Genomic DNA, 15,139 nt, shown 5'->3' with positions numbered 1-15,139 from the left:
CCTTAGCGGCGCGACCGGATGGCGTTGGGAGGCAAGGCTTCGTCATCATCGGCGCCATAGCCCTCGTAATGAACGAAGCAGCGGCCGTCACGCAGCGGGTCCAGGACCACGGCCGGATACCAGCCCCCTTCGGACAAGGCCTCCACCGTGGCACCGGGAACGCAGACGGAGGACCCGCCGACCGCCGACTTCGCGGCCGCCTTGGTACCGCCCCAGCTCTTGTCGAGATCAACGGAGGATTGGGCGAGGGCCGCGGAAGCGATCAAGGCAAGACCGGCGGCAATGGACAGAATGCGAAATTCCTGCATGTGACGTCTCCTGGGAGTGATGTCTAGTTTCTGGCCCGGTCCACCGAATTGATGACCGGCGTGGCGCGCAACGCGGCGATGACATTGGTGAGGTGCTTGACGTCGCGCACCTCGATATCGATGAGCATCTCGAAAAAGTCAGTGGTGCGGTTGGTGATCTTGAGATTGGTGATGTTGCCCATATTCTTGGCGATCACCGTGGAAATGGCCCCAAAGGCGCCGGGCTCGTTGGTCACCACCAGATCGATACGGCCCAGATGGGCGGCGGTATCGGCCTCGTCCCAGGCCAGATCCAGCCAGCGCTCGGGCGTATCGGCGAACTGCTCCAGATTCTCGCAGTCGATGGTGTGGATGGTGACGCCCTTGCCGGTGGTGACGATGCCAACGATCCGGTCACCGGGCAGCGGATGGCAGCAACCGGCGAAATGCATGGCCATACCGGGAATCAGGCCCTTGATGGGCACCGCCCCGGCCTTGTCCTTCTTATCCGATAGCGGTTTACCGCTTCGCGCCTTCAGCGCCACCACGTTGTCTGGGCGCGATGTCTGGGTCTTGAGTTCCGGGAAGACGGTGGAGACCACGTCGCGGCCGGTCAGCGTGCCCTCGCCCACCAGGGCCAGCAGATCCTCCGCCGACGGCGCCTTGAAGATGCGCAGCACGCCTTCCAGGGCTTTTTCCGTGTACTCGTAACCCTCTTGGCGGAAGGTGCGCACCAGGATGGCGCGGCCCAGTTCGGTATATTGGGCGCGCTGCTGGGTGCGGATGAAGCGGCGGATGCGGGCGCGGGCCTTGCCCGTGACGACGAAGCGTTCCCAGGTGGGGTTCGGCGTCTGCGCCTTGGAGGTGATGATGTCGACCTGATCGCCGTTCTGCAGCTGGGTGCGCAGCGGCATGATGCGGCCGTTGACCTTGGCGCCGACGCAGGTATCGCCCACCTGGGAGTGGACGGCATAGGCGAAATCCACCGGGCAGGCGCCACGGGGCAGCGAGATCAGGTCGCCCTTGGGCGTGAAGCAGAACACCTGATCGGAGAACATCTCCAGCTTGGTGTGCTCCAGGAACTCCTCGGGATTGGAGGCATGCTCCAGGATGTCGAGCAATTCGCGCAGCCAGCGGTACTGGCGGCCATCGGTCATGTTCCCGCCATTGCCGCCGCCGCTGTCGTTCTTGTACTTCCAGTGGGCGGCCACACCCAGTTCGGCCACTTCATGCATTTCCGAAGTTCGGATCTGGACCTCGATGCGGTGGCGCTCGGGCCCGAACACCCCGGTATGCAAACTACGATAGCCGTTGGGCTTGGGTGTCGAGATGTAGTCCTTGAAGCGGTTGGGAACCATCGGATACTTGGAGTGAATGACCCCCAGGGCCCGGTAGCAATCCTCCACATTGTCCACGGCGACGCGGAACGCCATGATGTCGGAAAGCTGTTCGAATCCGACATTCTTGCGCTGCATCTTCTGCCAGATGGAATAGGGAGTCTTCTCGCGCCCCGAGACCACGGCCTTGATCCCCGGCTCGGCCAGGATGGAACGCAGCTCATCCAGAATGCGCCCGATCAGGTCGCCGCCCTGCTCACGCAGGAAGGACAGACGCGCCACGATGGAGCCGCGCGCGTCCGGGTGCAGTTCGGCGAAGGCCAGATCCTCCAGCTCCATCTTGATGCCCTGCATGCCGATGCGCTCGGCCAGAGGCGCGTAAATCTCCATGGTCTCCATGGCGATGCGGCGGCGCTTGTCGGGATTCTTGATGTAGTGAAGGGTGCGCATGTTGTGCATGCGGTCGGCCAGTTTGACCAGCAGGACGCGGATGTCCTCGCTCATGGCCAGGACCAGCTTGCGCAGATTTTCAGCCTGCTTGGCGTGGTCCGATTGCAGTTCGATGCGGTTCAGCTTGGTGACGCCATCCACCAGACGGCCGATCTCGCGCCCGAACAGCTTCTCGATATCGTCGAGCGTCGCGGGCGTGTCCTCGATGGTGTCGTGCAGCAGGGCGGTAATGATGGACGAGGAATCCAGACGGTATTTGGTCAGGATGCCCGCCACCTCGATGGGATGGGAGAAATAGGGATCGCCCGAGGCCCGCAATTGCGAGCCGTGCATCTTCATGGCGAAAACATAGGCGCGGTTGATGGCGTCCTCGTCCGCACCCGGATCGTAGGACTTGACGCGTTCCACCAGTTCGAATTGGCGCATCATCGCCTAGGCCACCTCACCTTTCTCCAGCTTGAGTTTGGACCGGAGCCCACCCTCGGGCAATGAGGAAAACGCAAAAACGAAACCGCCCGCCCCCGCCTTGCCAGACGGAAGCGGGCGGTGTCGAACACCAGGCTTATTCGTCGCCGGAATCGACGTCGAAATCGGCGCCCGTATCGTTGATGGACATGCCGTCCTCGATCATCTCGTCCTCGTTGGCGACATTCTCGAAGGCCAGATCACGGTCGGCGATGAAGCCTTCCATCTCGTCCTCTTCCGGCTCGTCGACCTCGACATGCTTCTGGAGGTTCTGGATCAGGGCGTTCTGCAAGCCATCCAGCGGAACCGTATCGTCGGCGATCTCGCGCAGAGCCACCACCGGGTTCTTGTCGTTGTCGCGCTCCACCGTCAGCTTGGCCCCGGCGGAAATGTCCCGCGCCCGCTGGCCAGCGATCAGCACCAGCTCAAAGCGGTTCGGAACCTTCAGTACACAGTCTTCAACCGTAACGCGCGCCATCGAAGATCCTTGTCTACAGGCAATCTCGGAAAGAGACAGCTTATATCGTCGCTTGGGCCAGGAAAGCAAGCCCCCTTGCCAAAGCCCCCTTGCTAGATGGTCCCTCCCCCCCTACGTTCAGGTCATTATTCGCCGCATCAGGCGGCCCATGCCATTGTGACAAGTGAGATCATCATGCAATTCTATTCCGCCGAACGCCTCGGCCTGTTCATCGACGGCTCCAACCTTTATTCGGCGGCTCGCTCGCTGGGCTTCGACATCGACTACAAGAAGCTCTTGAACCTGTTCGCGGGCAAGGGCCGCCTGATCCGCGCCTTTTACTACACCGCCCTGATGGAGGATCAGGAATACTCCCCCATCCGCCCGCTGGTGGATTGGCTGGATTACAACGGCTACACCATGGTCACCAAGCCGACCAAGGAATTCACCGATGCCATGGGACGGCGCAAGATCAAGGGCAACATGGATATCGAACTGGCCATCGACGTGATGGAGATGTGCCAGTACCTGGACCATGTGGTTCTGTTCTCCGGCGACGGCGACTTCCGCCGACTGGTGGAAGCGGTCCAGCGCAAGGGCGTGCGTGTCTCGGTGGTCAGCACCATCCGTTCCCAGCCGCCCATGGTGGCCGATGAATTGCGGCGCCAGGCCGATGTGTTCATCGAGTTGCAGGACCTGGAAAGCCAGATCGCCCGCGCCCAGCAGCACCGCGACGACCGCCCCTATACCGTGGACTGACATGAGTGACTTCGCGCCCCAGGCCGATTGCGGGCTGTGCCCGCGCTTAGCCGCGTTCCGCCGTGCCAACCGGGCCCAGTATCCCGGCTGGCATCACGACCCGGTGCCGTCCTTCGGCGGCCTGGATTCCCGATTGCTGGTGGTGGGCCTGGCCCCCGGCCTCAAGGGTGCCAACCGCACCGGACGCCCTTTTACCGGCGACTATGCCGGTGACCTGCTCTATTCCAGCCTGCTACATTTCGGCCTGGCACGGGGCGACTACCGCCAGGCGGCCGATGATGGCCTGGAACTGGTCGGATGCCGCATCACCAATGCGGCGCGATGCGTCCCCCCAGCCAACAAGCCCCTCCCCGCCGAGTTCGCCGCATGCCGCCCGTTTTTGGCCGCCGAGATCGCGGCCATGCCCAATCTGCGCGGCATCTTCTGCCTGGGGCGCGGCTCCCACGAGCAGGTGCTGTCCACCTTGGGCTTGAAGAAGGCGGCTTATCCCTTCGGCCATGGCCGCATCCACCCTCTGCCCGGCGGGCTGGTGCTGGGCGACAGTTATCACTGCTCTCGCTACAACACCAATACCGGCCGGCTGACCGAGGCCATGTTCCATCAGGCTCTGGACGCCTTGCTGGGCGCCATGCGTTAAGACTCCCTTGAAACGAAAGTGCTAGACTTCCTCTTTGAATATGCGGCGGGAGAATCCGGCATGACCGTCCTCGAATGGTCCAATGATCTGAAGCTTGGCGTTCCGGCCATGGATTCCGATCACCGCCACTTGCTCCAATTGACCAACGACTTCCTGAGCGCCGCCCGACAGAGCGCAGCCTTTTCGCGTCTGACCCTCATCCTGGGCGAGTTGATCGCGCGCACCCGCATCCACTTTGGTGCCGAGGAAACCCTGCTGGACCGCGCGGGCTATCCCGGGCTGGCGGGGCATCGGGCCCAGCATGTGAGGCTGCTGGTGGAGGCCCAGCGGCTTTACGAGCGTTTCCAGGCGCTGGACGCAGCCCCCGACCACGACGAAACCGCATCGCGCGACCTCACCATCGAGGCGGCGAAATTCCTGCAACGCTGGCTGGTGGATCACATCAAGGCCGAGGACCGCCCTTATCGGCCCTATGTGCTGCATCTGACCTGAGGATCAGGCATCCGGCGGCAGGTCGCCAGCGAACAAAAAGCTGTTCTTGCCGCCCCGCTTCACCGCATACATGGCGGCATCGGCACGGCGGATCAGGGCCGGGCCGTCGGAGGCGTCGTCGGGATAAAGGGCAATGCCGAGCGAGCCCCGGACATGGGCCGTTCCCGCATCCAACTCGTAAGGAACAGCAAGCGAAGTCAGGATTTTGCCCGCCACCACGGCTGGGTCGTCCCGGCCGTGCACGCCTTCCAAGATGACCACGAATTCGTCACCGGCCAGCCGCGCCAAGGTATCGGTGGCCCGCATGCACTGGTACAGCCGGGTGGCAGTCTGCTGCAACAACACGTCACCGGCCGCATGTCCCAAAGTGTCGTTGACCGCCTTGAAGCCATCCAGGTCCAAAAACATCAGGGCAAAGTACTTCTTGTCGCGCTTGGCCTGACGCACCGCCTGGCTCAGACGATCGAGGAACAGCGAGCGGTTGGGCAGGCCGGTCAGCGCATCGTAATTGGCCTGACGCCAGATGCGCTCCTCGTCTTCCTTGCGGTGAGTGATATCGGAGAACACCGCCACGAAATGGGTGATGGCGCCGCTGACGTCGCGCAAAGCGTTGATGGACAGCCACTCGGCATAAAAGGCACCCGACTTGCGCCGGTTCCAGATCTCGCCCTCCCAATGGCCTGTCTCGGCAAGAACCTTCCACAGATTGGCGTAGAATTCGGGATCGTGGCGGCCGGAACGCAGAAAGCTGGGGTTTTTGCCCCGCACCTCGTCCTTGGAATATTCGGTGATGGTGGTGAAAGCGGGATTGACGAAGATGATGCGGTTGTCGGCATCGGTGATCACCACGGCCTCGGTCACCGTTTCCAGAACCTTGGCAGCCAGCAAGATCTGCTGCTCCGCCGCCTTGCGCTCGGTGATGTCGTAGATCCAGGCCAGATTGACCGGCTCGTCCTCGAATTCCAGGGGACGGATGGTCAACAGGCTCCAGAATGGACTTCCATTCTTGCGGCGGAACTCCACCTCGGCGTCGTCCAGGCGCCCGTCGCGGCGCAAAATGGCCAAAACCACCTGCCGCTGGGCGTCGTCCACGTAATGCTCGCGCGCCGCCGAGCCGAGAAATTCGTCGCGGCTCATGCCGATGATATCGGTGAACCGGCTGTTGGCGAAGACAACCTTGCCGTCGCGCCGTCGCGACACCGATACGCCGACGGGGCTTTCCTCCAGGATGCGCCATAGGCGCGCCTCGCTTTCGCGCAGTCGCGCCGATGCCTCGGAACGCTCGGCAAAATCGGCCTTCAGCCGTAAGACCATGGGGCGAAAGACGCCCAGGGCCGACAGCACCAGCAGGCCAAGCGCGATAAACAGGCTTGTCCCCTGGACAGTGACCACGCCGCCCAATTGTCCGGCGGCGTCACGGCGAAAACGGCTTGAAGCCTCGTCCAGACCCGACATCAGGGGGTTGGCCGCCTTCAAGGCTATGCCCGCCAGATTTGTCTTGTGCCCCTCCACGCTGTCGGGCAGGGAGAGGATCGCCCGCCCGAAACGGACAAAATCCTTCATCTCGCGATCTAGGTTCCAGGGGGGAGCGCTCAGCACCTCGTGGGCGGGCTCTGATAACGGGCGGGAGCCGGAGAAGAAAATCCGCTGATGCCCGGCTTCCAGATCATCAAGAACGGAGGCCAGGGATTTCCGGGCCGTCTGGCGCTCCTCTCCCGAAGACACCAGAAACCGGTGAGTCTCGAAGACCGCTTTTTGCACCAGGACCCGCTGCTCACCGGTCAATTGGACCAGTTCGGCGCTATCGCCAGCATCGGTAACAATCCGGGCCAGGGCGAAAAACGACAGCAGAGCCACCACGCCCAGCACCCCCAGCACGGTAACATACCGTGTGGTCAGATCCCGAGTGATCCGCTCGCCGAGGTCAGGCATCACCTACAATTTTCCCGCACAGCCCGCACCAATCTTAGCGGGAAACCGAGATGGAGTCTCGGCGGGTTGAAAGCGGGCCTTCCGGTCTTTAAGCGCCGGAAAGCCGCTCCAAAGCCTCCTTCAGCCTGGTCACCGCCTGCGCCCAGTCGGCGCGGCGTTCGTGCTGCTCTTCGACCACTTCGGGACGCGCCTTGGCGATGAAGTCGGCATTGCCGAGTTTCTTGTCCACCTTGCCGATCTCGCCCTCCAGCCGGGCGATCTCCTTGTCCAGACGGGCGCGTTCCTTGTCCACGTCGATGACGCCTCCCAGCGGCATCACCAAGGTGGCCTCGTCCACCACCATCTGGGCGGCACCGTGCGACGACGCCTGGGCCACCCGATCGGCGCCCGCCTGAGCATCGAAACTGGTCAGCCGCGCCAGCCGGGTGATCAGGTCGGCATGGGTTTTGGCCCATCCCTGCTTGCCCTCGGCCAGGCCCGATACCAGTAGGTCCACCTGGGCCGAAGGTGGCACGTTCATCTCGGCACGCACACCGCGCACCGTGGAGATCATGCGCACCACCCAATCCATCTCCTCCTCCACACCGGGAGCGGCGAGACCGTCCAGAACGGGCCAGGAGCGCAGCATCAGATCACCGTCACGTTCGGCGATCTGGCCCCACAACTCCTCGGTGATGAAGGGCATCAGGGGATGCAGGACGTGCAGGATCTGGTCCAGAACCCAGGCGGCGGTGGCCCGCGTCTCGGCCTTGGCGTCTTCATCGGCGCCAGTGAAGATGGGCTTGGCGAATTCCAGATACCAGTCGCAGAAGGTTCCCCAGACGAACTGATAGGCACCACCCGCCGCCCCGTCATAGCGATAGGTCTCGATGGCCTGGCCCACTTTGGCGGCCAGTTCGGCGGTCTTGGCCACGATCCAGCGGTTGACCGTCTCCTTCACCGCCTTTGGATCAAAACCCGCCACCGGCTGGCATTCGTTCATCTGACAAAAGCGCGCCGCGTTCCACAGCTTGGTGGCGAAGTTGCGGTAACCCTCGACCCGGCTTTCCGCCAGCTTGACGTCGCGGCCTTGCGCCGCCAGCGCCGACAGCGTGAAGCGCAGCGCATCACAGCCGTACTTTTCGATCAGATCCAGGGGGTCAATGATGTTGCCCTTGGACTTGGACATCTTCTGGCCCTTCTCATCGCGGACCAGGGCGTGGATGTAGATGTCCCTGAAGGGCACGTCGCCCATGAAATGGATGCCCATCATCATCATGCGGGCGACCCAGAAGAAGATGATGTCGAAACCGGTGACCAGCACGTCGCCGGGATAATAGCGGGCCAGTTCCGGGGTCTGCTCCGGCCAGCCGAGCGTCGAGAACGGCCACAGCGCCGACGAAAACCATGTGTCCAGCACGTCGGAATCGCGGGTCAGGTCCACCGCCTTGCCGTAATGCTTGGCCGCAGCGGTCTGGGCCTCGGCCTCCGTCTCCTCGACGAAGAACGCCCCGTCAGGGCCGTACCACGCTGGAACCTGATGGCCCCACCAGATCTGGCGCGAGATGCACCAGGGCTGAATGTTGCGCATCCATTCGAAATAGGTGTTCTCCCAATGCTTGGGGACGAAGCGGGTCTTGCCCGTCTCCACCGCCTCGATGGCAGGCTTGGCCAGGGTGGCGGCGTCCACGAACCACTGGTCGGTGAGCCAGGGTTCGATCACCACGCCCGACCGGTCTCCATAGGGCACCATATGGGTGTGGGGCTCGATCTTGTCCAAGAGGCCCAGAGCTTCGAACTCGGCCACCACCTTCTTGCGGGCGTCATAGCGATCCAGGCCGCCATAGCCCTCGGGCAGATCGTCCAGAGTCCGCGCATCGCGGTCGAAGATATTGATCTGGGGCAGATCGTGACGCACGCCCACCTGAAAATCGTTGAAGTCATGGGCCGGGGTGATCTTCACCGCGCCGGTGCCCTTGGTGGGGTCGGAATACTCGTCCGCGACGATAGGAATCAAGCGATTACAAATGGGTAGACGGACCATCTTACCCACCAGATCGGTATAGCGTTCATCTTCAGGATGAACTGCAACAGCCGAGTCGCCCAACATGGTTTCGGGGCGGGTGGTAGCTACGGTAATGTAAGCATTTTCAACGCCTTCAACGGGATATCTGAAGTGCCACATATGACCCTTCACTTCACGTTGCTCAACCTCCAGATCAGAAATGGCGGTGTGCAGCTTGGGGTCCCAATTGACCAGCCGCTTGGCGCGGTAGATCAGGCCCTGGCGGTGAAGTGTGACGAAGACCTTGCGGACGGCGGCCGACAGGCCCTCGTCCATGGTGAAGCGTTCCTTGGCCCAATCGGGCGACGCGCCCAGGCGGCGCAGTTGACGGGTAATGGTGCCACCCGATTCCGCCTTCCACTCCCAGACGCGCTTGATGAAGTTGTCGCGTCCCAGATCGTGGCGGGTGACCTTCTGGGCCTCCAGCTGGCGCTCCACCACCATCTGGGTGGCGATACCGGCATGGTCGGTTCCCGGCTGCCACAGGGCGTCCTTGCCGGTCATGCGGCGGTAGCGGATCAGGATATCTTGAAGCGTGAAAGTCAGCGCATGGCCCATATGGAGGCTGCCCGTCACATTGGGCGGCGGCATCATGATGGTATAGGGCCGGGCCTCGGAGTCGGTATGAGCGGCAAAGGCGCCTTGGGCCTCCCAGCGCTCGTAATGCTTCGGCTCCATCTCGGCGGGGCGATAGGTCTTATCCAGCATGGCCATGGGACTTGTCACTTCAATTGGGGGGATACAAACGAGAAGGGCGGCCCGATCATGCCGGGCCGCCCCATTGGCTTCGAACCGGCGGAGATTAATACTCTCCGGTGCGGTTTACCATCCTCTCGATCTCTTTCTTGACGATGCGCTCGATCATGTAAGGCAGGTTCTGGTCCAGCCATTCCGACAGGATCGGCTTTAACAGTTCACGCACCAGATCTTCCAAGGTGACGGCGCTGTTGCCCAGACCGAACGACTTTTGCCGCACGATCTCGCGCGCCAGATTGGTCAGAAGCGAGGCACCGTGATCGATCTGCGGCGGGCTCATCAGCCCCTCGTCGTCGGGCGGGGCCTGACGGCGCGGCGGCGGCGGCTCATAGTCGTCCATCACCCGGCTGGCGGTGGCCATGACGGGAGCAGGCTCGAACTCGCCGAGATCGGCCTTGAAATCGTTGATGTCGAAAGCGGGCTCGGGCTCCTCCTCCATCACCATGTCGTCGGTCAACTCAAGGACATCGTCCTCGGGCTCCGGCTCGGGGATGGGTTCAGGCTCGGGCTCGGGCTCGGGCTCGGGCTCCGGCTCGGGAGCGGGCGCAGGCGTATCGAACAAAGAGTCGATGTCGTCCTGGGCGAAAGTGGGGGTCGGCTCGGGCTCGGGCTCGGGTTCCGGCTCGGGCTCGGGCGGAGGCATGGGCTCGGGCTCGGGCTCCGGCTCGACCGGTTCCGGGGCCTTGGGCTTATCTTCGGCCTCATCTTCCGACAAAATGCGTCGGATAGAGGCGAGGATATCCTCCATTGATGGTTCTTGCTGGGCCTTGTCTTCGCTCATGTCACGGCTATTCTGTCTGCCTGCGCCCAAGAAAGGGACCTGCCGTAATAGTGGCCTACGGCTGGTAACAAATGGTTAAAATTCCACGAGTCCCCAAGAGAAACCTGTGTCAGCCATTCGGCTGAGCCCCCGGTCCCGCTATTTCTACTCGTATCCTTTGTCCTTGTCGATGCCATTGCCGATCCATTGCCCCCGCACATCGTCATAGTGCTTGGTCGGATCATAGACCTCGACACCGAGATTAAGCCCCCGGGCGGTCATCTGCCCCAGAGCCGACTTGACTTGATAGGAACCGGCCAGCACGTCACGCTGTGCTTTCACCAGATTGACGCGGGCGTCGAACAGCTCCTGCTCGGCGTTCAGCACGTCGAGAATGGTGCGCGAGCCCACCTTGGATTCCTCACGCACACCGGCCAGGGCCAGTTCGGAGGCCTTGATCTGCGCCTGATAGGACTTGGCCTGGGCGCGGGCCGCCTGCAGCGCCTCCCATGCCTTGGTCCCGGTCTCCACGGTATCGCGCCTGGCCTGATCGGCCTCGATGCGGCGCTGGCCAGCGGTATGCTTGGAGGCGCGCACGCGGGAATAGACACTGCCCGACTCGTAGAGTGGGACCGAGACGTTCAGCAAAACCTCGCGGGCCGTGGACGAATTCTCCATGGTCGAGGTCTGGAAGTTGCGCGTCAGATCCGCCGACAGCGAGACAGTGGGCAGCAATTCGCCGAACACCAGATCGACGCCATCCTTGGCGGCTTCGTGGGTGAAATCGGCGGAAAGGACATTGGGATTGGCCGCCAGGGCCATGGAAGTGACTTCTTCCAGGCTGGCAGGCAGAGCGGGCGGCGCCGCGGGAGGACTGAGAGCCTCGGGCGGACGCCCCACATTGTTCACATAATTGGCGCGCGAGGTTTGAAGATTTCCCTCGGCGGCGACGCGGTCGGCGGTGGCCTTGGCAAGGCGGGCCTCGGCCTGGCTGACGTCGGTACGGGTCAGTTCGCCCACCTTGAAGCGCTCTTCCGTCGCCTCGAACTGGCGGCGCAGAACCTGTTCGTTGTTGATGGACAGTTTCAGCACCGCATCATCGCGGACCACGTTGAGATAGGCGGTGGCGGCGGCCAGCAGGATGGACTGCTCGGTAGCGGCCAACAACGCCCGCTCGCTCAGCACGGTGTTTTCCGCCTGCGATGTGGCGGCCAAAGTGCGCCCGCCCCGGAACAGAGGCTGAGAAATGGTCAGCGCCTGCGTCCTTGGCGTGCGGTTCATGCTGTAGGGGCTAAGCGTATTGTTGTCGTAGCTGCCCCGCCCGACGGATCCGGTCAGTGACACGGTTGGCCGCCAGTTGGACAGAGCCTGGGGAACGCCTTCATCGGTGGAACGAAGCTTGGCACGCCGGGCCAAAAGCGTCGGATTGGAGGAGTATGTGGAGGCCAGAACCTCTTCCAGCGTCTCAGCGGAGACGGGCGCCGATGCGGCAACAACCATGCACGCCGCGCCAATCAGCCGGCAGCTTACCTTCCTCATTCAACACCTGTCTTCAGCAAAGCGGATCCCCATCCCCAAACGACCTTACGGCCCGAGAACATTAGACCTTGGGACCGGAAGATCAAGGACAATTCCATCCTCCTGCCCGCTCCCGCCAGCCGGGGCGACCCACCCCGGCCGCATGCAACAAGCCTCAGAAAACAAAGCCGGGCCGAGGAGCCATGCCGGGCAGATAGGGCGTGGCGGCATCGAACAGGGGCCTGCGGCCAAAAGTATCCCCCACCCGGATCACCTGCACCACCTTGCCCGCGCCCTTGCCCCCCGGATCCGCCACGGCCACCAGACGGCCGCCATCGCTCAACTGGCGGCACAGGCCAGAGGGAATCTCCCCTACCGCCCCCAAATAGATGATCACGTCATAAGGCGCCTGCGCGGTATAGCCAGTCGAGTAACTGCCCGTCACATAGGCGACGTTATCCACGCCCTGGTCGGACAAGGCTTGGGAGGCTCGGCTGGAAAGATCGGCATCGCTTTCCAAAGACACCACCGTGCTGGCCAGCTTGGAAAGCACCGCGCAGGCCCAGCCGGTGGCATCGCCGATGGCCAGCACCACGTCGGAAGGCTGGATGGCGGCCGCTTGCAGCAGACGGGCAAGCACCAGCGGTTCGATCACGAAGCGGCCGCCGCCGATGGACACATCCTCGTCCACATAGGCGAAGGCCCGCATGGCCTTGGGCAGGAACGCCTCGCGCGGGGTCGAGGAAATGGCCCCCGACACGTTCAGATCATGCACTTTGTTGGTGCGGATCTGGTTCTCGACCATGTTGTATCTGGCGCCGGCGTAATCCATGTCCCTTGGGCTCCCCTGCTGCTCGTCACTGGCTTGGGCGGGCTCACCCCCTCAATTGAAATCGGGCAGAGCCGCGATTGAAATTTATAGGCGTGAGTGCGGGCGAAAACAATGCCGCGAAAAGCGCCAAACAGCCGCTTGACCGGTTATCGAACTGCGCGTATAAGCACGGTCCTCACGTCGGCACCCGCCGGCTGGGCCGGTTGGGCCGGGTGGCAGAGTGGCTATGCAGCGGACTGCAAATCCGCGTACGTCGGTTCAATTCCGGCCTCGGCCTCCACCGTCCCCAGGTCCGGGTGTGCATGTGAGACACAAGAATTCCTCGGCTTGCCATACCGCCTGGGCAGGCCGTTGATCGGGAGTAGCTCAGCGGTAGAGCAGGCGGCTGTTAACCGCCTGGCCGGGGGTTCGAATCCCTCCTCCCGAGCCAATTTTGTTGGGAAATGAAGGGCTTGACCAATACGGTCGAGCCCTTTTTTCTTGCCCGCGCTTTCGCTCGGCACGGCAGATCAAGTTTTCATAAGCCTGGGCATAGGCATTCGAGATCCACCAACACGTAGCGCCACGGCGCCATAAATCCTCCCATCCCTGGCGGGGGCCTTTGGAACATGGGGTTAAGCCTTCCGCTCGTATCCCCACCTGAACGATTTACTTGCGATCACGGGCGGCCATGGATACCCTCCGACCGGACTTTGCCACAATTTTCTGGCTCGCGCGGCGCTGCGTTACGGATATCGGATGGTGCGTGAATGAAGGTGTGCTTCGTCATTCCCATCTTCAATGACTGGGTATCGTTAGAGCGCCTGCTGAGGGGTATTGACGAGTCGATGCTAGTGAGTGGTGCCAGCGCCCGGGTGCTGGTCGTTGACGATGGTTCCACTCTTTCCGACGATGACGCAGGCTGGGCCTTTCGTTCCTACAAGGCCATTGAGCAGGTCGAAATCCTGCGGCTGGCCTGTAATCTCGGACACCAGAAAGCGATTGCCATAGGACTCAGTGTGGCTGCCGGATTCGAGGATTGCGGCTATGTGGTGATCATGGATGGGGACGGTGAGGATGATCCCGCCGATCTTCCGCGCTTTCTTGCCACGATGCGAGATAGCAAGGCGCCCATCGTTCTGGCCCATCGCGCCAAACGCTCGGAAGGGCTGTTGTTTCGCGCATTCTATATTGTGTACAAGCTGCTGTTCCGCCAATTGACAGGGCAGAGCCTGTCCTTCGGCAACTACTGTGCCATGACCAATGCCTCAGCCCGCCGGCTGGCCTTCATGCCTATTTTATGGAACAGCCTGCCCGCTACCTGCCTGCGCTCTAAATTGCCTTACACGACCATACCGGTGGTCCGGGGGCGGCGTTATGCCGGTGAGGCAAAGATGAGATTCGTCGACTTGATCCTGCACGGCATGCAGGCGATCACCACGTTTTCCGACACGGTTCTGGTTCGTTTGTCTCTTGCGGCGGTGCTGGCGGTGCTGGCCGCAATTTTTGCTGTTGTCATGGTTCGCTTTTGGGAGCCGGGATGGATCGTCCCTGGCTGGGCCAGCAACATGGTCGGCTTCCTGGTCCTGTCCCTGGTGACGATCCTGTTCGGGCTGCTGTCCACCAGCCTCCTGGCATTGCAAGAACGCTGCAATATGCCGTTGATCCCGTTTCTTCATTCCGAACATTACATACGGGACGTGCGAAAGGTGTGGCCGTGTCAATGACCGCGCTTGATTATCAGGGCGGCGAGTTGGCCCTGTTCGCGCATGCCGTTAATTGGAAGCGCTATTTCAGTTCGAAAATCACCCCCTATCTTGGGGAGTCGGTGCTGGAAGTGGGGGCCGGGCTCGGAACGACGACCGTCGCTCTTTACAGCGGACAGTCTCGCTGGGTCTGCCTGGAACCCGACCCCCAAATGGCGAAGAGGCTGGGGGATGCGGTGACACAAGGCATGCTTCCCGTCCAATGCCGGATCCAGGCTGGCACGACCTCCGATCTGATCGCCGCCGACCAGGGCGAGCGCTACGACAGCGTAATCTATATCGATGTTCTGGAGCATATTGAGGATGACTCCGGTGAATTGGCGAGGGCTTTCGCCCTCCTGCGGCCGAGCGGGACGCTGGTGGTGCTGTCGCCGGCATTCCAATGGCTCTACACTGCCTTCGATCACGCCATTGGCCATGTCAGACGCTACGACCGCGACCGTTTGACGGCCATCGCCCCTGCTGGCGCCGCATCGGTGCGAATGAGCTATCTCGATAGCGTCGGCATGGCGGCATCCATGGCCAACCGGTTGCTATTGCGCTCCGGCATGCCCACTTTGGGGCAGGTGCTAACCTGGGATCGCTGGATGGTTCCCGCGTCGCGATACTTCGATCCGTTGATCGGCGGCCGGTTCGGAAAATCCATTCTCGCCGTTTGGAGGCGTTAG

General features: G+C 62.3%; 13 protein-coding genes and 2 tRNA genes. 7 read left to right on the top strand and 8 right to left on the bottom strand.

From position 1 onward, the window contains the following. Positions 1-2: 2 nt before the first annotated feature. The 3 genes from CCC_RS09850 to rpoZ all read right to left on the bottom strand — a co-directional run bounded on the left by CCC_RS09850 (position 3) and on the right by rpoZ (position 3,017). Positions 3-308, bottom strand: coding sequence for a hypothetical protein (locus CCC_RS09850; protein WP_041041092.1), 306 nt, complete (start codon positions 306-308; stop codon positions 3-5). A 23-nt stretch (positions 309-331) separates the two neighbouring features. Next, entirely contained in the window at positions 332-2,503 is a 2,172-nt protein-coding gene (locus CCC_RS09845) for a RelA/SpoT family protein (RefSeq protein WP_009868859.1), read from the bottom strand. Positions 2,504-2,636: 133 nt separating this feature from the next. Further along, positions 2,637-3,017, bottom strand: coding sequence for a DNA-directed RNA polymerase subunit omega (rpoZ, locus tag CCC_RS09840; RefSeq protein ID WP_041041090.1), 381 nt, complete (start codon positions 3,015-3,017; stop codon positions 2,637-2,639). 174 nt (positions 3,018-3,191) lie between these two features. On the opposite strand from rpoZ, the gene CCC_RS09835 reads away from it, so the two are divergent. From CCC_RS09835 to CCC_RS09825, 3 genes are read left to right on the top strand one after another with little or no spacing between them, the layout of a single operon-like run. Beyond that, positions 3,192-3,755 (top strand): LabA-like NYN domain-containing protein, encoded by a 564-nt coding sequence (locus tag CCC_RS09835; RefSeq protein WP_009868861.1) that lies wholly within the window; start codon positions 3,192-3,194, stop codon positions 3,753-3,755. Between the two features lies 1 nt (position 3,756). Then, entirely contained in the window at positions 3,757-4,392 is a 636-nt protein-coding gene (locus tag CCC_RS09830) for a uracil-DNA glycosylase (RefSeq protein ID WP_041041088.1), read from the top strand. A gap of 60 nt (positions 4,393-4,452) precedes the next feature. Continuing rightward, positions 4,453-4,884 carry a bacteriohemerythrin gene (locus tag CCC_RS09825; protein ID WP_041041086.1) on the top strand — a complete coding sequence of 144 codons (432 nt, stop codon included), beginning with the start codon at positions 4,453-4,455 and terminating at the stop codon, positions 4,882-4,884. Positions 4,885-4,887: 3 nt separating this feature from the next. Here CCC_RS09825 and CCC_RS09820 read toward each other — a convergent pair whose 3' ends face one another. The 5 genes from CCC_RS09820 to CCC_RS09800 all read right to left on the bottom strand — a co-directional run bounded on the left by CCC_RS09820 (position 4,888) and on the right by CCC_RS09800 (position 12,726). Further along, positions 4,888-6,816, bottom strand: coding sequence for a diguanylate cyclase domain-containing protein (locus CCC_RS09820; RefSeq protein ID WP_041041084.1), 1,929 nt, complete (start codon positions 6,814-6,816; stop codon positions 4,888-4,890). Between the two features lie 88 nt (positions 6,817-6,904). After that, positions 6,905-9,568 (bottom strand): valine--tRNA ligase, encoded by a 2,664-nt coding sequence (locus CCC_RS09815; RefSeq protein ID WP_201773304.1) that lies wholly within the window; start codon positions 9,566-9,568, stop codon positions 6,905-6,907. Between the two features lie 94 nt (positions 9,569-9,662). Beyond that, a complete protein-coding gene (locus CCC_RS09810) occupies positions 9,663-10,397 on the bottom strand; it encodes a DUF2497 domain-containing protein (RefSeq protein WP_052473077.1) in 735 nt (244 codons plus the stop codon). A 144-nt stretch (positions 10,398-10,541) separates the two neighbouring features. Next, positions 10,542-11,876 (bottom strand): TolC family outer membrane protein, encoded by a 1,335-nt coding sequence (locus CCC_RS09805; RefSeq protein ID WP_009866832.1) that lies wholly within the window; start codon positions 11,874-11,876, stop codon positions 10,542-10,544. A 193-nt stretch (positions 11,877-12,069) separates the two neighbouring features. Continuing rightward, positions 12,070-12,726 (bottom strand): protein-L-isoaspartate O-methyltransferase family protein, encoded by a 657-nt coding sequence (locus tag CCC_RS09800; RefSeq protein ID WP_041041076.1) that lies wholly within the window; start codon positions 12,724-12,726, stop codon positions 12,070-12,072. Positions 12,727-12,932: 206 nt separating this feature from the next. Between CCC_RS09800 and CCC_RS09795 the strand changes: the two genes are divergently transcribed. From CCC_RS09795 to CCC_RS09780, 4 genes are all read left to right on the top strand, one after another. After that, a tRNA-Cys gene (locus CCC_RS09795) sits at positions 12,933-13,006 on the top strand. Between the two features lie 75 nt (positions 13,007-13,081). Then, a tRNA-Asn gene (locus tag CCC_RS09790) sits at positions 13,082-13,156 on the top strand. Positions 13,157-13,475: 319 nt separating this feature from the next. Further along, on the top strand, positions 13,476-14,432 hold the full coding sequence (locus CCC_RS09785; RefSeq protein WP_009866595.1) for a glycosyltransferase: 957 nt from the start codon (positions 13,476-13,478) through the stop codon (positions 14,430-14,432). Then, on the top strand, positions 14,429-15,139 hold the full coding sequence (locus CCC_RS09780) for a class I SAM-dependent methyltransferase (RefSeq protein ID WP_041041074.1): 711 nt from the start codon (positions 14,429-14,431) through the stop codon (positions 15,137-15,139). Before CCC_RS09785 ends, CCC_RS09780 begins: the two co-directional genes overlap by 4 nt.

The sequence above is a fragment of the Paramagnetospirillum magnetotacticum MS-1 genome, from assembly GCF_000829825.1.
Lineage (GTDB): Bacteria > Pseudomonadota > Alphaproteobacteria > Rhodospirillales > Magnetospirillaceae > Phaeospirillum > Phaeospirillum magnetotacticum.
Note: the sequence above shows the minus strand (reverse complement) of the source record. Positions and strands in the feature narration are given on the sequence as shown.